Raw genomic sequence first — 20,240 nt, forward strand, 5'->3', positions numbered from 1 at the left:
CGCTTCTAGAGTCCGAGGTGGCGACGCAGGTCCTCGGGCAGGGCGCTCATGGCGTCGGCGACGTCGTCGCCCGAGGGCTGTGCGCCGGCCTGAGCCTGCGGCTGGCCCTGAGGCATGATCCCGTAGCCGGAGGTATCGCCCTGGCCGCCGCCGAGCCCGAAGGAGGAGCCGGCTGCGGGCGCAGCCCCCTGCCCGCCCTCGATCTTTGCCTGCTTGGCGGCCGCCGCCTCCTTGGCCTGACGGGCGGCCTTGGCGGGGTTGCCGCTGCGGCCCTTCTTGCCGCCCTTGCCGCGCTTGGCCTTGGGGGCCTGACGAGCCTTGGAGTGCTTGCCCATGCCCGGCAGCGACCCCACGCCGGGCATGGGACCGCCCTCACCGAGTCCGCCCATGCCGCCGGAGGCCATGGCCTCCATCATCTTCTTGGCCTGCTCGAAGCGGTCCACGAGCTCGTTGACGGCCTGGACCGTGGTCCCCGATCCCTTGGCGATACGGCTGCGGCGAGAGCCATTGAGGATGGACAGGTCCTTGCGCTCGGCGGGCGTCATGGAGCACACGATCGCCTCGATGCGGTCGACCTCGCGCTCATCGAAGTTGTCCAGAGCCTCACGCATCTGCCCCATCCCGGGCATCATGCCCAAGAGCTTCTTCATGGAGCCCATCTTGCGGATCTGGCGCAGCTGTCCCAGGAAGTCGTCGAGGGTGAAGGTTCCCTTGGCGAGCTTGGCGGCGGCGTCCTCGGCCTCCTGGCGGTCCAGGGTCCGCTCGGCCTGCTCGATGAGGGTGAGCAGGTCACCCATGTCCAGGATGCGCGAGGCCATGCGGTCGGCGTGGAAGCGCTCGAAGTCGGTCAGGCCCTCACCGGTGGAGGAGAACAGGACCGGGGCTCCGGTGACGCCGCGCACGGACAGGGCCGCACCACCGCGGGCGTCGCCGTCGAGCTTGGAGAGGACCACACCGGTGAAGCCGACGCCGTCGCGGAAGGCGACCGAGGTGTTGACGGCGTCCTGACCGACCATGGCGTCCAGGACGAAGAGGATCTCGTGGGGGGAGACCGCATCGCGGATGCGGATCGCCTGGTCCATCATCTCGGCGTCCACACCCAGGCGGCCGGCGGTGTCCACGACGACGACGTCGTAACCGCTGGTACGCGCGTGCTCGACGCCGGAGCGGGCCACTGCCACCGGGTCGCCCACGCCGTTGCCGGGCTCGGGAGCCCACACGTGCACCCCGGCGCGCTCGGCGACGACGCTCAGCTGGGTCACGGCGTTGGGGCGCTGGAGGTCGGAGGCCACCAGCAGGACGCGCTTGCCCTGGTCGCGCAGCCAGCGTCCGAGCTTTCCGGCCAGGGTGGTCTTACCGGCACCCTGGAGACCGGCGAGCATGATGATCGTGGGGCCGCGGTCGGCCCAGTGGATCTCCCGGGTCTGGCCTCCCAGGACCTCGATGAGCTCCTCGTTGACGATCTTGACGACCTGCTGGCCCGGGTTGAGGGCCTGAGAGCGGGCGGCGTCGACCGCCTTCTCGCGCACCGCTGCGGTGAAGGCGCGCACCACGGGCAGGGCGACGTCAGCCTCCAGGAGGGCGCGGCGAATCTCGGTGACCGTGGCGTTGACGTCGGCCTCAGTGAGACGACCCTTGCCGCGCAGCTGGTTGAAGGAGGCGGTGATGCGATCGGAGAGGTTGCCGAACACGCGATGGTCCTTCCTGGCGCCGTCGGGCGCGTTGGTCGGGAGACTTCAGAGCGGGTGAGGGAGGAACATCCATGGCCGTGAGCCATGGCGACTCCGCTGACTGCGACCCAGGATAGCGGCAAGACGGGCCAGTCCTCTCCCCCGCGCCCGGACCGGGACTGACCCCACACTCCCCGGCCGGCGACCTCGTCTGCGTCATGCCTCAGGGCCTCGACTCCGCCTGACGCCGTCCCCCAGCCCGAACGAGGGTTTTCTCCCGGTATCCCACGGTACTTCACGGCTTGACGACCCCTGAGATATGTCATGAGCAAGTGATGACCGATGGGCCATGGAACGCTGCCGACGCGGGACGAGTCTTGAGCCATGAGCACAGCAACGCCTCGGACCGGCCGGGAGTCCTCCGTCCCGGAAGTCCCCCGGACGGACCATGTGGACGCCGTCCGACTGACCGATCTGCACAAGTCCTTCGGTGACGTCACCGCCGTCGACGGTGTCGACCTGACCATTCGTCCCGGCGAGGTCGTCGCCCTCCTGGGCCCCAACGGTGCGGGCAAGACGACGACGATCGACATGATCCTGGGACTGAGCCGCCCCACCAGCGGCGATGCGAGAGTCTTCGGGATGAGCCCGCGCCAGGCGGTCGACCGGGGCCTGGTCGCCGCAGTCATGCAGACCGCCGGCCTCCTGCCCGACATCACCGTGCGTGAGACGGTGCAGCTGACGGCAAGTCTCTTCTCCCATCGGATCGACGCCGAGGAGGCCATGCACCGCGCCGGCGTCACCGACTTCGCCTCGCGCATCGTCAAGAAGTGCTCCGGAGGCCAGCAGCAGCGCCTGCGCTTCGCCATGGCGCTCGTGAGTGATCCGGCACTGCTCATCCTCGATGAGCCGACCACAGGTATGGACGTCGAGGGGCGCCGCAGCTTCTGGGAGGCCATCCACGCCGATGCCGAGCGCGGGCGCACCATCGTCTTCGCCACGCACTACCTCGAGGAGGCCGATGCCTTCGCCGACCGGATCGTCCTGATGCGTCATGGGCGCATCATCGCCGACGGCACTGCCGCGGAGATCCGCGCCTCCGTGAGCGGCCGCACCCTGAGGGCCACCCTGACCTGCGCTCCCGAAAGGCTTCGCAGCGCTCTGGCCGATGCGCAGAACCGTGGGCAGGTCCACGACGTCGAGATCCTGGGCAGCACGCTCACCCTGAGCTCGACCGACAGCGACGCCGTGGCCGCGCTCCTCCTTAGCGAGCACCTCGCCCAGGACCTGGAGATCACCAGCCGGGGACTGGAGGACGCCTTCGTGGCCCTGACCAGCGACAGCGCCTCCACCCCTAATGCCGGAGCGTCAGCATGAGCCATTCCGCCCGCCCCGGCAACACCGTCACCCTCCCGCCCACTACCTCCACCGGAACCGCAATGTCCTCTTCTCAGTCCTCCTCGTCCTCCTCCGCCTCATCAGTAGTCAAGCGCCTCGATCTGTCCTCCCGGACCGCGCCACCGCTGGGAGGGTTGAGCCTTCCTCTGCTGTCGCTCGAGGTGCGCCGGCGCCTGCGCAACCGTCGCTCCGTCATCTTCTCGATCGTTCTTCCGGTGGCCTTCTTCCTCATGTTCACCACCACCGACTACTCCGCCATGCCCTACGGCAACGGCAACGTCGTAGCGAACATGATGATCGGCATGGCCCTGTACGGCGCACTCATGACCACCACCGGGGCAGGAGCGGCCGTGAGCACCGAGCGGGCCTCAGGATGGAGCCGCCAGCTGCGTCTGACCCCGCTCAAGCCCATCGCCTACATCACCGCCAAGGCGATCGTGGGGATGCTCATCAGCGCCCTGGCCATCGGCGCCGTCTACGCCTGCGGCCCCGTGCGACACGCGCAGATGCCGGCGAAGGTCTGGATCGCCTCGGCCCTCATCATCTGGCTCGGCTCCCTGGTCTTCGTCGCCTTCGGACTGTTCGTCGGCTACCTCCTGCCCTCGGACAACGCCATGCAGGTGGTCGGCCCGCTCATGGCCCTGCTCGCCTTTCTCGGCGGCATGTTCATCCCGTTGACACCGGGCTCCACCATGGATCGCATCGGCAGCTTCACCCCCATGTACGGGCTGCACAACCTGGCGCTGTGGCCCATGGGTGCCGAGAGCTTCTCCTGGTGGTGGGTGGTCAACGTGCTGACCTGGCTAGCCGTCTTCCTGGGCGGGGCCGCCTGGAGGATGGGCCGAGACACCGCCCGGGTGTGAGACCGTGAGTACCATCAGGGTCATGAAAGCCCGCGCCCTGTCCCCCGACGAGGCGCGGGCTCGCCGCACCCGCGTTGTGGCAGTCGGCTGGGGGATCGCGTGGGCCGCCTCCATGGTTCCGGTCGTCAGGGAGGGGCTGACCCGAGGAACCAGCGGCGGGGTGTGGGGCGCTGTCAGCGCCATCGTCTCCTGCGCGTGCCTGTACGCCGCCTGCTCGCTCAGCGTGAGACGGGTGCGACAAGGGCTGACCTGGCCCGGCCGCCTGAGTCTGTTGCTCATCGTGGTCGGCGCACTCACAGCGATCGGGGCTGCCCTCGGCGTGGGCCCTCAGAGCCTGCAGCTGGTGGTCTTCCTGGCCGTTGTCCTGGCCTTCTCCCTGCCCTGGCAGGCGTCCATCGGCCCCATCGCGATCCTCGCTGGCACACTGTTCCTCGTTCCCAGGATGAGTCCCTCCTGGTCCGCAAGTGAAGGGGCCTGGATCGCTCTGCTCGGTGCGGGCGGCGCCTGCGTCTTCGGGCGCTACATCATGGAGCAGCGGTGGGTGGCCCGCGTTCTGGAGCAGCGCACCCACGAGCTGGAGATCAACGAGGAGCGCAACCGCATGGCCCGGGACATGCACGACATCCTGGGGCACTCGCTGACAGTCATCGCCTTGAAGACCGAGCTCGCCACCAGACTCGTCGATGCCGCCCCCGATCAGGCCAAGGCGGAGCTGACCGAGGTTCAGTCCCTGGCACGTTCTGCCCTGGCCGACGTGCGCGCCACTGTCAACAGCTACCGAGAGCTGAGCCTGGCCGGCGAGCTGGCGCGCGCCACGAACGTCCTGACCTCGGCCGGCATCCGCGCCGACCTCCCGCTGACCGTCGAGATCGTCGATCCCGAGCTGCGCGAGCTCTTCGCCTGGGTGGTGCGCGAGGGCGTCACCAACATCGTGCGCCATGCCCACGCCTCGCACTGCAGGGTGGTGCTGAGCGCCGACTCCATTGAGGTGGCCGACGACGGTATCGGGCTCGACTCGGCCGCCGCCGGTGACGGTCACGGCTTGGAGGGGCTGCGCCAGCGCTGTCAGGACAACGGCGCCGACCTCACCATCGAGGCCCCCTCCAGTGGCAGCGGCACCGTCCTGAGGGTGCGCGCCCGCCGTCTATCCTCACCTATGGCGGCCGACGCGAGCCGGTGAGCCGGTCGGGCACCCCGAACTCCGGCGAGCACTCGTGTCGTCGGCCCTGAGGAACCTTGAGTAGACGGAGCTGAGCGATGATCCGAGTGATGCTGGCCGATGACCAGGCCATGGTGCGCGGGGCGCTGGCCGCATTGCTCGCCCTGGAGACCGATATCGAGGTCGTCGCCCAGGTCGGGAACGGGAACGATGTTCTGCCCGTCGCGCTCGAGCACCGGCCCGACGTCGTCCTCATGGACGTTGACATGCCCGGCACCGACGGGCTGAGCGCGACCGCGAGTCTCCTGGAGCGGTTGCCGGCCACGAGGGTCCTCATCGTGACGACCTTCGGGCGTCCCGGATTCCTGCGGCGCGCCATTCAGTCCGGGGCGCACGGCTTCGTCGTCAAGGATGCCCCGGCCACCGAGCTCGCCGAGTCGGTGCGCCGGGTCCATGCCGGGCTGCGCGTCGTCGACCCGGCACTGGCCGCCGACTCGCTCATCTTCGGGGACTCCCCCTTGACTGCCAGGGAGACCGAGGTGCTCCAGGCGGCGGCCGATGGCGCCACCGTCTCCGAGGTCGCCCGGCGAGTCCACCTCTCAGAGGGAACCACCCGAAACCACCTGTCCCAGGCAATGGCCAAGACCGGCGCCCCCACCCGGGCCGCAGCGGTGCACATCGCCGCCCAGAAGGGCTGGATCATCGAGTAGCGCGGGGTGCGGCGAGGGAGCAGGCCCCACTCCGACCGGCCTTGATACCTGTGGACACCCGCGCCCTGAGACGAGGCGGGTGGCCACAGGTGTTGCGGCGTGGTCCGCTGGGGCGTCGGTTCGCGGGCTCAGCCCAGCAGCGCGTCGACGAAGCCCTCCGGGTCGAAGGGGGCCAGGTCGTCGGCGCCCTCCCCCAGGCCCACGAGCTTGACGGGCACGCCCAGCTCCTTCTGGACAGTGACGACGATGCCGCCCTTGGCGGTGCCATCGAGCTTGGTGAGCACGATGCCGGTGACGCCCACGGCCTCGGAGAAGACCTGGGCCTGACGCATGCCGTTCTGGCCGGTGGTGGCGTCCAGCACCAGGAGGATCTCGCCGACCGGGGCGATCTTCTCCATGACGCGCTTGATCTTGCCCAGCTCATCCATGAGGCCGGCCTTGTTCTGCAGTCGCCCGGCGGTGTCGACGACGACGACGTCCGCCTCCTGGGCGGCGGCCTCACGGGCTGCGTCGTAGGCGACTGAGGCGGGGTCGGCGCCCTCCTTCTCGGAGCGCACGACGTCAACGCCCACGCGCTCGCCCCAGGTGCTCAGCTGCTCGGCCGCCGCGGCGCGGAAGGTGTCGGCTGCTCCCAGGACGACGGTCTTGTCCTGAGCCACCAGGACGCGGGCGAGCTTGCCGCAGGTGGTGGTCTTGCCGGTGCCGTTGACCCCCACCATGAGGATGGCTGCCGCGGGCTTGCCCTGGGCCCCTTCGGCCGGGGTGGGGCGCTCCAGGTTGAGGGAGCGGTCCAGGGAGGGGTCGACGAGCTTGAGCAGCTCGGCGCGCAGGACAGTGCGCACCGCCTCGGGGTCGGAAGTTCCCAGAACCTTGGCCTGGGTGCGCAGCTCGTCCATGAGGGAGGTGGTCACCTCGATGCCGAGGTCGGAGGTGAGCAGGGTGTCCTCGATCTCCTCCCAGTCCTCCTCGGTGAGGTCTCCTCGGGACAGGACGGACAGGACCGCCTTGCCGAAGCCGCCGGCACCGGCCAGGCGGGCGCGCAGGCGCTGCATGCGTCCCGGGATGGACTCGGGGGACTCCAGCGTCGCAGCCGGCTTGGCGGCGCCCGCCCCTTCCGCATCCTCATCAGTGTCCTCGCCCTCCGAGGGCAGAAGGTCCTCCACGGACATCGGCTGGTGGGCGCTGATCTCGTCGTAGACCTGGCCCCGCCGTCGGCCGGCGTAGAGCCACAGCCCTCCTCCGATGACGATGACCAGGATGATGCCGAGAACGATGAGGATCGGTTCCATGGGCCCATCATGCCCGATCATGGGCTCCCTGTGGCGGGGTCGGCCTGCCCGGGTCGCCTCTCGCCCGCGGACGGCACGATGGCATGGGGGTTATCGGCGTGCGACGCAGCTGTGGCATGAAGAAAACTGCAGCACGCCTGTTGACGTGCTGCAGGACGGGCCGCCGTCGTAGCGGCAATGCCCAGTGAGCCGTATCGCCCTGAGACCATAGCGGCTCTAGGACAGTGGGAGAAAGTGCGAGAGGGTATCGGAGCGGCGATCTCCCACGGCCAGGATTTCATCGAGAAGTAGCGTCATCTCGGCATCACATAGTCGTGAAAAAACGTTGACCGCAGTATTTCACGAGACGACCGCCGCTACTCAACTCTGAGACTGCGACAGACCACCGGTTGCCGGCTCATGCGCCTGAGCGCGACGCCGGGCGCCGGCGGAGCCACGGGTCCTCTCGGCAGCGTCCATCGCCTTTCCGACGACGCCGACCAGCCCTCCGAAGCCCTCGGTGCCGGCGTAGGCCGCCGGCCCCTCACGCGTCATGAGGTCGGACAGGCTGACCTCCTGGGGCACGACCTCGACCTCGACGTCCTGCTCCGCCAGGCGCACCTCCTGGGAGTTGCGGACCACGCTGCGAATGCGTGAGGGCCAGGAGCGCACCGGGAAGCGCTCAGCACAAACCATGCCGAGCACAAGCAGGCCGGCAACCAGCACGACAACGAGGGGAAGAATCATGACACCCATAGTTAGGATTCTGCCTTGCGAATTACGATCTGACCAGACTTTGCACGCACTTGTCGTCCAATCAACAACAAAACCTGACAACTTCCTGACACAACAATGGCTCATATCTGAAAACGAGCGTCATGCTGTCAGCAGTCTATCACATTCTCATCACGTTTCACTCAGACATCAGGAGTCACAGCCGTACCGCGGTCGGGCTGGGCCAGCCTCTGCGAGACGGCCTTGGTGACCCCGTCGCGCATCGTGATGCCGTAGAGGGCGTCGGCCACCTCCATGGTCCGTTTCTGGTGGGTGATGATGATGAGCTGGCTGGAGCGCCGCAGCTCGGTGAAAATCTCCAGCAACCGCCCCAGGTTCGTGTCGTCCAGGGCCGCCTCGACCTCGTCCATGACATAGAAGGGCGAGGGCCGTGCCTTGAAGATCGCCACCAGGAGTGCCACGGCGGCCAGCGAGCGTTCCCCTCCTGAGAGCAGGGAGAGTCGCTTGACCTTCTTGCCGGCGGGGCGCGCCTCGATCTCGATACCGGTGGTGAGCATGTCATCGGGATCCGTGAGCACCAGCCGCCCCTCCCCGCCGGGGAAGAGCCGGTCGAAGACGGAGGCGAACTGACGGGCGGTGTCCTCGTAGGCCTGGGCGAAGACTTCCTGAACTCGCGCGTCGATCTCCTCGACGATGCTCAGCAGGTCGTCCCGCGAGCGCTTGAGGTCGGCCAGCTGCTCGGCCAGGAACTGGTGACGCTGCTCCAGAGCCGCGTGCTCCTCCAGGGCCAGCGGGTTGACCTTGCCGAGCCGGGCAAGATCGCGCGAGGCCTTGGCCAGGCGCTTCTCCTGCTCGGAACGCACGTAGGGGCGGCCCAGATGGCCTGAGCCGCCGGCCGACGCCTGAGCGGCGTCCTGCTCCGCGGCGGAGCCAGGGTCGCAGGCGGCATCAGCCTCCTCGTTGAGCTCGGGGACGAGCATGTGCGGTCCGTACTCCTCCACGAGGGGGTCTAACTCCAGGCCGAGCTCGCTCATGGCGCGCTCCGCCAGAGCCTCCAGTCGCATGCGCTGCTCGGCCCGGGCCACCTCCTCGCGATGGGCAGCATCGGTGAGACTGCCCAGCTCCTTGGTCAGCTGGTCGATCTCCTCGCGAACCTCGTTGGTGGCGGCCAGGGCCTGGGAGCGCTCGGTCTCGATGGCCGCGCGCTCATCGGCCGCCTGCTGCACACTGTTGCGCGCCGCCTCGGCGGCCGCGCGCGCCTGGTCCCGCACGTGGGTGGCGACCGCCAGCTGGGCGCTGCGGCGCTGCTGGGCCCGCTCGGCAGCAGCGCGCTGGTCGCGTTCACGCCGTGCGGCCGCCCGCAGCGAGTCGGCGCGCCCGCGGCTGGAGCGCTCGCGCTCCTCTGCCGTGCGCAGGGCGAGCCTGGCATCGGTCTCGGCGGCACGGGCCTGGCGCGCAGCATCCGCAGCGGCCTCACGCTCCTGTCGGGCGGCCTCCAGAGCGCGCTCGAGGCTGTCGGCACCACTCTTCCCCGAGACGCCCGTACCGTCGGCGCCCTCGGCAGCCTCTGCGGTTTCATCCCCGCCCTCCACCTCGGCCAGTGCGGCAGTGGCGGCTGCCAGCTCGGCGGTGCGCTGGACCGACTCGGCCTCGGCGCGCTCCAGCACCCGGCGAGCACGCCCGGTCTCCTCGGAGGCGGCGTGGGCGGCGGAGGTCAGCCGGGCCATCGCCTCGGCAGCCCGGGCGGCCTCGGCGTCGGCCTGACGCAGGGCGGACAGCGCCTCGCTGAGCGCCTGGCGAGCAGCGTCCTCCTGGCGACGGGCCTCCTCCAGGGCCGCGTCGGCCTCGGTCTCGGCCTGTGCGGCGGCAGCGGCCTCAGCGTCGGCCTCCTCGTGGGCCGCGGTGAGCTCGAGGACCGAGGAGGCCCCCCGGCCGGCCCCGGCGACCCAGCCGGGCGCCAGGACGTCGCCGCTGCGGGTGGCCACGACGGCGTCGGGCAGCTCTGCGCGCAGGGCCCTGGCGGCCTCGAGGTCCTCCACCACCCAGGAGACCTTGAGCAGCCGGTCCAGGACCTGCTCGAGGCGCCCCGGCTGCGCGGAACTGACGAGGCCGCGAGCCGCCAGGGCCCCGTCAACGGGAGCCGGCTCCACCTCATCATCGGTGTCGGCGCCCCCCAGTGAGGGGTCGCCAGCCAGCACCAGTCGCACCGCTCCGAGGTCCTGGCTTCGGGCATGATCCAGCCCGGCCAGGGCCGCCTCAGCATCTGTGGCCAGGCCGGCCTCGGCGAGCGCTCCCAGGAGGGCGGCGACGGCATTCTCCCAGCCGCGCTCAACATTGAGGTGCTCGGCAAGCGGTCCGAGGAGACCGTCGATACCGGCTTGCATCAGCGCGGCGGTGCCGTCCTGGCCACGCAAGGAGATGGCCAGGGTGTCGCGTCTGGCAGTCCAAGTGGCCCGGTCGGAGGCCGCCTCCCGGCGGGCGTCAGTCGCGGCCGCGACCGCTTCACGGGCCTGGGCCAGGTGGCGTGCGGCCTCGTCGTGCACAGCGGCAGCCCGCACCGCCGCGTCGGCAGCCGCGCCGGCCTCGGCAGGTACCTGCGCTGGAACGACGGCGTCCCGCGCACCACCGGCGGCCGCCTGCGCCGCTTCCGCCTCTCCCCCGGCCTCAGCCAGGGCGGCCCGGGCGCTGTCCTCGCGAGCCTCGGCAGCGCGCAAAGCGCTGCGCGCCTGCTCCAGGGCGGCCAGGCTGGCCTCGTGGCGGCTGCGGGCCGAGGCGACGCGTCCGCCGGCTCGGGCGATGGTCTCACGTCTGTCTGAGACGCGACGCTGAGCCGCTGAGAGCTCCTGGTCGGCTGCCTTCTCGGCAGTCTCCGCGTCCGCACGCACCCGGGTGGCGTCGCTGAGCGCGGTGCGGGCTGCCTCGAGGGTGTCGGCGAGCTCCGCCTCCTCCCGGCCCGCGGCCTCGGCCCGCCGCTCGAGCTCCTCAGGATCGGTGCCGTGGCTCGGGGCCGGGGCGGAGGCCAGGAGCCGGATCCGTTCACCGGCCACGTCCGCGAGCGCCCCGAGGGACTGGGCCGCGCCGGTGAGCCCCTCCCAGATGCCGCCGGCCCGGGCGAGGCGCTGGGCGGAGGTGGTCTCGATGGCGGCCAACTCGCTCAGGCGCGCCCTGGCGACACGCTCGGCCTCCTCGACGGCGCTGCGGCGCCGGGCCAAAGCCTCCTTGTCCTCGTCACCGGCCTCCAGGAGGGACTGGGCCTGGACGACGTCGTCAGCCAGGAGCCGGGCGGTGGCGTCACGGACCTCGACCTGGATGCTCCGGGCGCGCCGGGCGATGGCGGCCTGCCGGGCCAGGGGGCCGAGCTGGCGACGCAGCTCCTGGGTGAGGTCGGCGACGCGGGCGAGGTCAGCGGCCATGGACTCGAGCTTGCGAAGGGCGCGCTCCTTGCGCTTGCGGTGCTTGAGGACGCCGGCGGCCTCCTCGATGAAGCCGCGGCGGTCCTCAGGCGTGGCGCTCAGGACCGCATCGAGCTGCCCCTGCCCGACGATGACGTGCATCTGGCGCCCCAGGCCCGTGTCACTGAGGAGCTCCTGGACGTCGAGGAGGCGGCAGGGACTGCCGTTAATGCGGTACTCCGACCCGCCACCGCGGAACAGGGTGCGCGAGATGGTGACCTCGGTGTAGTCAATCGGCAGGACGCCGTCGGTGTTGTCAATGGTCAGTGAGACCTCGGCGCGCCCGAGGGCCGGGCGGGAGCCGGCACCGGCGAAGATGACGTCGGCCATGGAGCCGCCGCGCAGGTTCTTGGCGCCCTGCTCCCCCATAACCCAGGTCAGGGCGTCGACGACATTGGACTTGCCGGAGCCGTTGGGGCCGACCACCGCGGTGATGCCGGGCTCCAGGCGGAGGGTGGTTGACGAGGCGAAGGACTTGAATCCCTTGATCGTCAACGTCTTGAGGTGCACGGGTGCCACCCTAACAGCGCGGGCGGTTGAGTCGGGGACAGGCACGACAAAGGGACTTGACATGACCGCGATAGACAAGCAGACTTTCCATATTAAGGTGGTCGAGCACGGGGCTCATGCACCCGCTCGACCAGCCTCGTCGCCCCGTCCCCGAACCCGAAGGAGCCACGATGCTCGAACTGTCCCGCCTGTCCAAACGCTTCGGGAGCCTTCAGGCCCTGGATGATCTCTCCCTGTCCCTGAACCGCGGCGAGATCGTCGGCTTCGTCGGTTCTAACGGGGCGGGCAAGTCCACCACGATGCGCATCGTCATGGGGGTGCTCGCCGCCGACTCCGGCGCCGTGACCTGGATGGGCGCCCCCGTGGACGCCGCCATCCGACGCACCATCGGCTACATGCCCGAGGAGCGCGGCCTCTACCCCCGGATGAAGGTGGCCGAGCAGCTCGTCTACCTGGCCCGCCTCCACGGACTGTCCGCCTCCGCCGCCAAGGCGGCTGCAGAGCGGTGGACCGAGCGTCTGGGCCTGGAGGGGCGCCGCGGCGACGAGGTGCAGAGCCTGTCGCTGGGCAACCAGCAGCGCGTCCAGCTGGCCGCCGCACTGGTGAGCGACCCCGAGCTGCTCATTCTCGATGAGCCCTTCTCCGGCCTGGACCCGGTGGCCGTGGACGTCATGAGCCAGGTCCTCCTGGAGCGGGCGGCCGCAGGCGTGCCCACCCTCTTCTCCTCCCACCAGCTCGACGTCGTCGAGCGCCTGTGCGACCGAGTGGTCATCATCCGCTCAGGCCGGCTCGTGGCCGACGGCACGATTCCCGAGCTGCAGGCCACCGAGACGCCCCGGTGGCGGGTCGTCGTCGAGCAGGCCGCGGGGAGCGCACCGGTGGAGGCAGCCTCTCTGAACCTGCCCGCACCAGCGGTCGAGCTCGATGATGCCGGCCGCCTGGTCATCACCGCGGCGGGAGCCGATGAGCAGGCGCTGCTGAGCGCCGCCCAGCGCCTGGGGACGGTGCGCGAGCTCGGCCCGGTGCGCCACCGGCTCACCGAGATCTTCCGGGACGTGCTGACCACGCCCTCCCGTGAGGAAACCGCCGACACCAATGAGACGAAGGAGGCGCACTGATGAGCGACCGGACCACCCCCATCACTCGCCGTCAGGAGATCGCCCTGGTCACCGGCCGCGAGCTGCGGGCGCACCTGCTGAAGAAGTCGACCATCATCCTGACCCTGGTGCTGCTCATTGCCGCCGTCGGCGGCATCGTCGGCGTCAAGCTCTACACCGCCGGCCAGGACCAGGCCTACCGGGTCGGGCTCAAGGGCATGTCCCTCTCCCAGGCCGCTGGCCTGGACAAGGTGGCCGCCTCCAACGGGGAGACGATCGAGCTCGTTGACGTCTCGGCTCACCAGGCCAAGGACGTCCTGGCAGACGACACCCCCGAGGGCACGCCGCACGTGGACATGGTCCTGGACGTCTCCGGCTCGGCCCCCACCATCACGGTGGAGAAGTCGGCCGACGACGCAGTCGTCTCAGGGGTCACGGCCTTCCTTCAGCAGTCGGCTCTGGGCCAGCAGATCGCGTCCCTGGGAGGCGACCCCGCCCAGGTGGCCTCCCAGCTCAGTGCCGCCAAACCCGAGGTGACAGTGCTCCACGCCCCTCAACGCGATTCGGCCGACTTCGGTTCGCGCTACGCGGTCCTCATGACGATTGACGTCCTGCTGCTGTTCGCCATCATGGGCGGCGGCCAGTTCATCGCCCAGGGGGTGGTGGAGGAGAAGTCGAGCCGGATCGTGGAGATCCTCCTGGCCTGCGTGCGGCCCAGCTCGCTACTGGCCGGCAAGATCCTGGGGATCGGTATCGCCTCGGTCCTGACCACGGGGGCCGTCGCCGTGGCAGGAGTCGTCACCGCGAAGGCAACCGGAGTCATGCCGGACATCAGTCTCAACCTGGACAGAGTGCTTGTCGCGATGATCGTGTGGATGATCGTGGGCTACGCGATCTTCGCGGTCGCCTTCGGGGCCGCCGCCTCACTCGTGAGCCGCCAGGAGGACGTCAGCTCGGTGAGCATGCCCCTGGTCATGCTCTCAATGATCCCCTATGTCCTGAGCTTCTTGATGGCCACCGGGGACACCAACAGCATGACCTTCCGAGTGCTGTCCTACCTGCCGCCCTTCGCTCCCTTCATGATGCCGGCGCGCCTGGTGCTGGGGGTCTCCTCCTGGACCGAGCAGCTGATCGCCTTGGGGCTCGCGCTCGTCTTCCTGCCGCTGCTGGTGCGCGTGGCGGCGGCGATCTACACCATGGCCGTGACCCGCACCGGCGCCCGAGTCCCCCTCAAGGAGGTCCTCAGGAGGGCCGAGCGGGCCTGAGCGGGGCCTCATCGGCTCTCGCCGGCCACATGAGACGACGGTGGCGCGCCTTCCTTCTCAGGAGGCGCACCACCGTCGTCTCGCGTCGCGCGTCAGGCGCCCTGCGGGAGGGGCTGCAGGTCAGTCGGCCAGCTCGGGGAACCAGATGGCGATCTCTCGGGCTGCGGACTCGTCGCTGTCCGAGCCGTGGACGAGGTTGAGGATGGCGGGGGTGCCCCAGTCCCGTCCTAGGTCTCCGCGGATGGTGCCTGGTGCGGCCGTGGTGGGGTCGGTGGGGCCCATGAGGCTGCGCACGCCCTCGACGACACGCTGCCCCTCAGCGACCGCGGCCACCACGTTGCCGGAGGTCATGTACTCCACGACGCCGGGGTAGAAGGGCTTGTCCACGTGCTCGGCGTAGTGCTGGGCGAGGATCTCCTCGGTGGGAGCGAGGACCTTCAGAGCCGTCAGGGCGTACCCCTTGGCCTCGATACGACGCAGGATCTCACCGGTGAGGCGACGCTCGACGGCGTCGGGCTTGATGAGGATGAGGATGCGGCCGGCGTTGGGGGTGCTTGCCATGGGGGCTCCTTGGTGGGTTGGCATTGGAGGGACCAGATGGACCATAACGGGTCCGGGCGCCTACCTGCCATGGCGGGGCCGGTGAAATCAGGCCTGCTCGACGACCAGGATCGGGTCGGCGGCGCGGTCTCGGGCGGCATCGAGGGCGGCCTGAAGGATGAGTGCGGAGGACTGGGCTCCGGGATCGCGGTGGCCGCAGGAGCGTTCCCCTAGGAAGGAGGCCCGACCACGACGGGCCTGGAGAGGCTCGGTCTTCTGGGCACCCGTGGCCGCGGCCTGTGCGGCTGCGGCGAGAACACCGACCTCGTCCTGCCCGCTCTCGGCGGCTTCCCTGGCGGCCATCGCCGCGGGCCGCCAGGCATCGGCCATGGTCTTGTCACCGCTGATGGCATATCCTCTGGCCTCCAGACCCGAGGTGGCCTCCTCCAGGGCGCGAGCCAGGTCCCCAGGCCCCCAAGCGGCAGCCTCACTGGAGCGGGCGGCCTTGAGGAAGGCCGTTCCCAGCAGTGGCCCACCGGCACCACCGACGGTGGCCATGAGCGTGGTGGCGACGAGCTTGAGGACCCCTCCGGGACTTGCTGGGATACCTCCGGACTGCTGAGCGGCATCGAGCTTGGAGACCACCGCCTTCATGCCGCGCTCCAGGTTGTCCCCGTGGTCGGCGTCTCCGATGGCTCGGTCCAGCTCGGTCAGCTCCGCGCGGTTCTCGGCGATCAGCTCGGCGGCGCGACGGGCCCAGTCAAGGGCCCAGGCGGCGTCTAAGGACATACTGCTTCCTTCTCGGGTCTTAGCAGGTGTTGGTTCCAGGCATGAGCGCCACGCACCCGAGGGTGAAGGACGACCATGCGGCTGTGATCGGGCTCCGCACGGCCCCGATGGGGCCCGACGCGTCCTGGGAACGCCCGTGGGGTGCGCCGGAGCAAGCCGACGAGATGCTCACCGCCCGCTCGCTCCCCCATCCTCTCACGCCTCTTGCCGCCTCGCGCGCTGAGATGACCGCAGGGCCTGCGAGCAGCCCAAACGAACACGCCTCCGCAGGTGGAACTGGGCCTTGAGGCGCACCGCCGCAGGGGCGGGACGCCCCGGTCAGGGCCGGCCGAACAGGGCGCGGGCCTCGGCGGCCAGGACCACGGAGCCGACAATGAGGATTCCTGAGGCGGTCAGCGGGGCGTCATACCCCTCGGACAGGGCGACCGCCCGCTCCACTCCCTCGCCGAGCTGCTGGCTCACCACGACGCGGTCGGCGCCGTAGACCTCCCGGGCGATCTCGCCGAGGTCCTCGACGTCCATGGCCCGGGGTGAGTCGATGGGGACGCACACGACGGCGTCGGTCACCGGTTCCAGGCCCGCCAGGATGCCCTCGGCGTCCTTGTCGGCCATGACACCCAGAACCGCCACGAGGTGCTGGAAGCCGAAGGCCTCCTCGATGGCTCCGGTGAGGGCCTCGATGCCGTGGGGGTTGTGTCCGGCGTCGACCAGGACCGTGGGTGAGGAGCGCAGCACCTCCAGGCGGCCCGGGCTGGTGACGGAGGCGAAACCGTCCTCGACGATGCGCGCCGGCAGCCGGCGCCCGCCGTGGACGGCCTCGGCGGCAGCCAGGGCGAGCAGGGCGTTGTGGGCCTGGTACTCCCCGTGCAGCGGGACGAAGGCGTCCTCGTAGACGGCCGCAGCCGTGGCGAAGGTGACCAGCTGACCGCCGACGGCGAGCTGGCGGTCGAGAACCTGCAGGACGCCGGCCTCCGGTGAGGTGGGGTCCTCCTGCGGGTCCCGCTCCCGGCGCACGATGGCCCGGTGAGAGGCTGCGGCCTGCTCGATCTCGGCGGCGGCGTCGGGGACCTGGTGGGCGACGATGACGGTGCAGCCGTCCTTGATGATGCCGGCCTTCTCGTGAGCGATCTCGGTGATCGACGAGCCCAGCCAGCGCTCGTGGTCGCGCCCGATCGGGGTGATGACGGCGACGTCGGAGCCGATGACGTTCGTGGCGTCCCACCGCCCGCCCAGGCCCACCTCGATGACGGCGACGTCGACGGGGTAGTCGGCGAAGGCGGCCAGGGCCATGACGGCCAGGACCTCGAAGAAGGACAGGCGCGGTCCGCCGGCGGTCTGGGAGCGCTCATCGACCATGGCGACGTATGGGGCCACATCCTCCCAGGCGGCAATGAAGCCCTCCTCACTGATCGGTTCACCGTCGAGGCTGATGCGCTCGCGGATGGTGGCCAGGTGCGGGGAGGTGAAGCGGCCGGTGCGCATGCCGCCGGCGGCCAGCAGTCGCTCGGTCATACGGGCGGTGGAGGTCTTGCCGTTGGTGCCGGTGATGTGGACAGTGCGGTAGGTGCGCTCGGGGTTGCCCAGGAGGTCGAGGACGGCCTCGACTCGTTCCAGGGAGGGCTGGACCTGGTGCTCGGGAGCGCGCGCGAGGATCTCAGCCTCGACCTCGCGCATGCGGGCGGTGACCTCGACGCCGCGGGCGGCGGCTTGCAGATCGCGCAGGTGCTCACCCTCGGAGTCGTCGGCGAGCTGGGGCTCCCAGGAATCCCAGTCGTCGGAGTCGTCGGCGTCCACCTCAGCCAGGAGCTCCTCGAGGCGATCAGTGTCACCGCCGGGGATCATATTGGCGGCAACGAGCTCGCGCAGAGCCTCAAGGTCCTCGCGGTCCTGGGACTCGGCGTCGGCCTGTCGCTGAGCACCGGCCTCCTGAAGTTCGGAGACGGTCAGCCCCTCGCCCTCGGCCAGGTCGGGGGCGCCTGCGGCCTCCAGATAGGGCAGGAGCTCGGGGTCGATGCCGGCCTGGCCGAAGACGGCGTCGACGACCTCTTCCCCCATGGCCCCCTCGGGGATGCCGAAGGCGGCGCCGGGCCTGACCTGCTTGGAGTCGTCGTCTACGGGCACTGTGCCATCCTTTGCTCGACGTGACGGGTTGGGCGGAGGCTCTCTCAAGCACCCCCTCCCAGCCCTAATCTAGCCGAGGCCCGAAGCCTCCCGACCACCGCCCCGTCATCATGGTCGGCAGGAGAATCACGTGAGCGCAATCTCTCACAGCAAGGTCCGCACCCGAACAACGATTTCTTCTTAAATCTTTTTCGGGGCACAAGCCCATTCGGGCGGCTTCGACAATACGACTACCATGATTGTTGTACAAAAACTCGATAAATACATCCTAATTCTCGGTGAAATATTTGAGGAATTCACCAGGGAACCCTATGGGTATAGGGGTAGACATACCCCCCGTATGCCTGCCTAGGCTTCCTCCATGCGTTTGTCAGTGATTGGTTGCGGATATCTCGGTGCTGTTCACGCTGCGTCAATGGCGGAGCTTGGACATGATGTGGTGGGCGTGGACGTCGATGCTCGCAAGGTAAATCTTCTGAGTAACGGCAGGGCGCCGTTCTTCGAGCCCGAACTGGAAGGGCTTCTGGCCCGTAACGTGGAGGCCGGACGCCTGACCTTCACTCAGGACTTCTCCGCCATTGAGGGAGCCCAGGTCCATTTCATCGGCGTGGGCACACCGCAGTCCGAGTCGGGGGCGGCGGACATGACGTACGTCGACGCAGCCGTGACCGCCATGCTCCCCCACCTGGGGCACTGCACCAGCGGCCCTGAGGTGGTCGCCGGCAAGTCCACGGTTCCCGTTGGCACCGCCGCCCGTCTGTCCCAGCTGATCGAGCCGACCGGGGCGCTGCTGCTGTGGAACCCGGAGTTCCTGCGGGAGGGCTTCGCCGTTCAGGACACGCTGCGTCCGGACCGGATGGTCTACGGCCTGCCGGAGAATCCCGACGCCGCCGGCCGCGTCCGGGAGACGATGGACGCGGTCTACGCGCAGATCCTGGCCGCCGGCACCCCGCGTCTGGTCATGGACTACGCCACCGCCGAGCTGGTCAAGATCAGTGCGAACGCCTTCCTGGCCACGAAGATCTCCTTCATCAACGCCATGTCCCAGGTCTGCGACGCCGCGGGTGCCAATGTGACGGCCCTCGCTGAGGCGATCGGCATGGATGACCGTATCGGGCGCCGGTTCCTGCGCGCCGGTATCGGCTTCGGCGGAGGCTGTCTGCCCAAGGACATCCGTGCCTTTCAGGCCCGCGCCGGCGAGCTCGGCGTCGGCGACGCCCTGGCCTTCCTCGCGGAGGTCGATCGCGTCAACGACACCATGCGTGCCGGCGTCATCCGCACCGTCACTGAGCTCCTCGGCGAGCACACGTCGGCGGCCACAGTGACGGTCCTCGGGGCCGCCTTCAAACCGGACAGCGACGACATGCGCAACTCCCCCGCCCTGGATCTCGCCGTGGAGCTGTCGGGCATGGTCGAGCGGGTCGTCGTGCACGACCCGGCCGCCGGCCCGATCCTCGCTCAGAGGACGAACCGCCCCTACGAGGTCGCCGCCTCAGCGCAGTCCGCCCTGGAGGGAACCGACCTGGTCATCATCGGCACGGAGTGGCGCGAGTACCAGGATCTTGACCCCGCCCAGGCGGCCGGTCTGGCACGTAACCGCTACGTCATTGACGGACGCAACTGCCTGGATGCGCAGGCCTGGAAGGCGGCCGGTTGGAGCTACCGCGGCATCGGCCGGCGGTGAGCGGCTTGGGCGGCGCGGGCTCCTCAGCGCCGCCCAAGCCTGCCGGCGAACGCTGCGGCCACGGCTCGAGCGCCGTCACCCAGCACTGACATGTCGCTGGTCGCCAGGAGGATCAGGCAGACCCAGACCGCCCCGTTCAGCCATGAGCCGCCGTCGAAGGACGTGCACACGGCCATGACGCTGAGCAGCGCGAGCTGGTAGGTCAGGCGCGAGCGGTCCATGGGCAGGTCGATGCGGCGCCTGAGGTCTCGCGCTCGCACCACCAGGACGAGGGCGTAGGCCACTGCTCCGGCCAGGCCGGCACCCCACGGCCCCATGAACGGTACGAGAGCCACACCGAGGATCACGTTGACCACCGCCCCCATCATGGTGGAGACCATGAGCATGCGACTGTTCATGAGCGCCTGGTAGAAGGTGCCGAAGAAGATGGTCATGACCCCGAAGGTCGCCGCCAGCATGAGCAGAGGGACGTAGCGCCATCCTTCAGCAAACTCGGCCTGGAGCATCACTCTGGAGATCGGCCGGTTCAGGGCGATGACCAGCCCGGCGACTGACAGGGTCGCCAGCGAGTACCCCCTCATCACAACACCGAAGAATGCGCCACGGTCGGGCGAGTCGATCTCGCGGGCGGTCGAGTACTGCCAGGCCTGCTGGAACACGGAGGCCACGATGTTGACCAGCGCCGGCATCTTGCTCGCCGCGGTGAAGAGCCCGGCAGCCGCCAGGCCGCTGCCCCACAGGACCACGTACCGGCCGGAGACACTGACCAGCCACCACGACAGCAGGTTGGGCACGAGCGGCAGGCTGTAGACAAGCATCCGGCGCAGCAGTACCCGGTCGACCCGGAACGGAGCCAGCAACCGGTACTCGGCCGACCCCAGGAAGGCGGCAAGACCACCCACCAGGTATCCAATCGTGTAGGACCACAAGTAGCCCTCCACTCCCAAGCGCGCACGGACCAGGAGCAGGTAGGTGGACA

At 69.6% G+C, this 20,240-nt stretch carries 15 protein-coding genes; 7 read left to right on the plus strand and 8 right to left on the minus strand.

All coding sequences use genetic code 11. The features are described from left to right. Positions 1-5 precede the first annotated feature (5 nt). On the minus strand, positions 6-1,691 hold the full coding sequence (ffh, locus tag FK267_RS03765) for a signal recognition particle protein (protein WP_075378379.1): 1,686 nt from the start codon (positions 1,689-1,691) through the stop codon (positions 6-8). Between the two features lie 363 nt (positions 1,692-2,054). Between ffh and FK267_RS03770 the strand changes: the two genes are divergently transcribed. The 4 genes from FK267_RS03770 to FK267_RS03785 all read left to right on the plus strand — a co-directional run bounded on the left by FK267_RS03770 (position 2,055) and on the right by FK267_RS03785 (position 5,800). Further along, complete coding sequence (locus FK267_RS03770) at positions 2,055-3,047, plus strand: ABC transporter ATP-binding protein (RefSeq protein ID WP_075378380.1); 993 nt, start codon at positions 2,055-2,057, stop codon at positions 3,045-3,047. A gap of 155 nt (positions 3,048-3,202) precedes the next feature. Then, complete coding sequence (locus FK267_RS03775) at positions 3,203-3,931, plus strand: ABC transporter permease (RefSeq protein ID WP_178389472.1); 729 nt, start codon at positions 3,203-3,205, stop codon at positions 3,929-3,931. A gap of 22 nt (positions 3,932-3,953) precedes the next feature. Next, positions 3,954-5,111, plus strand: a complete 1,158-nt coding sequence (locus FK267_RS03780) for a sensor histidine kinase (RefSeq protein WP_141406349.1) — start codon at positions 3,954-3,956, stop codon at positions 5,109-5,111. Positions 5,112-5,188: 77 nt separating this feature from the next. Further along, on the plus strand, positions 5,189-5,800 hold the full coding sequence (locus tag FK267_RS03785; RefSeq protein ID WP_009407399.1) for a response regulator transcription factor: 612 nt from the start codon (positions 5,189-5,191) through the stop codon (positions 5,798-5,800). Between the two features lie 128 nt (positions 5,801-5,928). Here the strand turns inward: FK267_RS03785 and ftsY are convergent, their stop codons facing one another. From ftsY to smc, 3 genes are all read right to left on the minus strand, one after another. Then, the gene (ftsY, locus tag FK267_RS03790; protein WP_075378383.1) at positions 5,929-7,089 is read right to left on the minus strand and encodes a signal recognition particle-docking protein FtsY; all 1,161 of its coding nucleotides are present in this window, start codon (positions 7,087-7,089) and stop codon (positions 5,929-5,931) included. 360 nt (positions 7,090-7,449) lie between these two features. Further along, on the minus strand, positions 7,450-7,824 hold the full coding sequence (locus FK267_RS03795; protein ID WP_010613567.1) for a hypothetical protein: 375 nt from the start codon (positions 7,822-7,824) through the stop codon (positions 7,450-7,452). 161 nt (positions 7,825-7,985) lie between these two features. Further along, the gene (gene smc / locus FK267_RS03800; protein ID WP_141406350.1) at positions 7,986-11,765 is read right to left on the minus strand and encodes a chromosome segregation protein SMC; all 3,780 of its coding nucleotides are present in this window, start codon (positions 11,763-11,765) and stop codon (positions 7,986-7,988) included. Positions 11,766-11,935: 170 nt separating this feature from the next. Between smc and FK267_RS03805 the strand changes: the two genes are divergently transcribed. After that, positions 11,936-12,883, plus strand: a complete 948-nt coding sequence (locus tag FK267_RS03805; RefSeq protein ID WP_141406351.1) for an ABC transporter ATP-binding protein — start codon at positions 11,936-11,938, stop codon at positions 12,881-12,883. After that, entirely contained in the window at positions 12,883-14,127 is a 1,245-nt protein-coding gene (locus FK267_RS03810; protein ID WP_075378386.1) for an ABC transporter permease, read from the plus strand. The genes FK267_RS03805 and FK267_RS03810 overlap by 1 nt, the downstream gene beginning before the upstream one ends. Before the next feature lie 120 nt (positions 14,128-14,247). Here the strand turns inward: FK267_RS03810 and ndk are convergent, their stop codons facing one another. The 3 genes from ndk to FK267_RS03825 all read right to left on the minus strand — a co-directional run bounded on the left by ndk (position 14,248) and on the right by FK267_RS03825 (position 17,577). Beyond that, positions 14,248-14,688, minus strand: coding sequence for a nucleoside-diphosphate kinase (ndk, locus tag FK267_RS03815; RefSeq protein ID WP_075378387.1), 441 nt, complete (start codon positions 14,686-14,688; stop codon positions 14,248-14,250). Positions 14,689-14,775: 87 nt separating this feature from the next. Then, entirely contained in the window at positions 14,776-15,456 is a 681-nt protein-coding gene (dhaL, locus tag FK267_RS03820; protein ID WP_141406352.1) for a dihydroxyacetone kinase subunit DhaL, read from the minus strand. Positions 15,457-15,774: 318 nt separating this feature from the next. Then, positions 15,775-17,577, minus strand: a complete 1,803-nt coding sequence (locus FK267_RS03825; RefSeq protein ID WP_075378389.1) for a bifunctional folylpolyglutamate synthase/dihydrofolate synthase — start codon at positions 17,575-17,577, stop codon at positions 15,775-15,777. A gap of 361 nt (positions 17,578-17,938) precedes the next feature. Here FK267_RS03825 and FK267_RS03830 point away from each other — a divergent pair, with 361 nt between their 5' ends. After that, a complete protein-coding gene (locus FK267_RS03830) occupies positions 17,939-19,261 on the plus strand; it encodes a UDP-glucose dehydrogenase family protein (RefSeq protein ID WP_141406353.1) in 1,323 nt (440 codons plus the stop codon). A gap of 23 nt (positions 19,262-19,284) precedes the next feature. On the opposite strand, the gene FK267_RS03835 is transcribed toward FK267_RS03830, so the two are convergent. After that, on the minus strand, positions 19,285-20,240 hold a 956-nt coding region (locus FK267_RS03835), incomplete at its 5' end, for a lipopolysaccharide biosynthesis protein (protein WP_141406354.1).

The organism is Actinomyces oris, from assembly GCF_006546825.1.
GTDB classification, from domain to species: domain Bacteria; phylum Actinomycetota; class Actinomycetes; order Actinomycetales; family Actinomycetaceae; genus Actinomyces; species Actinomyces oris.

Excerpts from the sequence above, each read along its gene's own strand:
- FK267_RS03770 (WP_075378380.1), top strand. The coding sequence starts at position 2,055 with ATGAGCACAGCAACGCCTCGGACCGGCCGGGAGTCCTCCGTCCCGGAA.
- FK267_RS03780 (WP_141406349.1), top strand. The coding sequence starts at position 3,954 with ATGAAAGCCCGCGCCCTGTCCCCCGACGAGGCGCGGGCTCGCCGCACC.
- FK267_RS03785 (WP_009407399.1), top strand. The coding sequence starts at position 5,189 with ATGATCCGAGTGATGCTGGCCGATGACCAGGCCATGGTGCGCGGGGCG.
- ftsY (WP_075378383.1), bottom strand. The coding sequence starts at position 7,089 with ATGGAACCGATCCTCATCGTTCTCGGCATCATCCTGGTCATCGTCATC.
- FK267_RS03795 (WP_010613567.1), bottom strand. The coding sequence starts at position 7,824 with ATGGGTGTCATGATTCTTCCCCTCGTTGTCGTGCTGGTTGCCGGCCTG.
- FK267_RS03805 (WP_141406351.1), top strand. The coding sequence starts at position 11,936 with ATGCTCGAACTGTCCCGCCTGTCCAAACGCTTCGGGAGCCTTCAGGCC.
- FK267_RS03810 (WP_075378386.1), top strand. The coding sequence starts at position 12,883 with ATGAGCGACCGGACCACCCCCATCACTCGCCGTCAGGAGATCGCCCTG.
- ndk (WP_075378387.1), bottom strand. The coding sequence starts at position 14,688 with ATGGCAAGCACCCCCAACGCCGGCCGCATCCTCATCCTCATCAAGCCC.
- dhaL (WP_141406352.1), bottom strand. The coding sequence starts at position 15,456 with ATGTCCTTAGACGCCGCCTGGGCCCTTGACTGGGCCCGTCGCGCCGCC.
- FK267_RS03830 (WP_141406353.1), top strand. The coding sequence starts at position 17,939 with ATGCGTTTGTCAGTGATTGGTTGCGGATATCTCGGTGCTGTTCACGCT.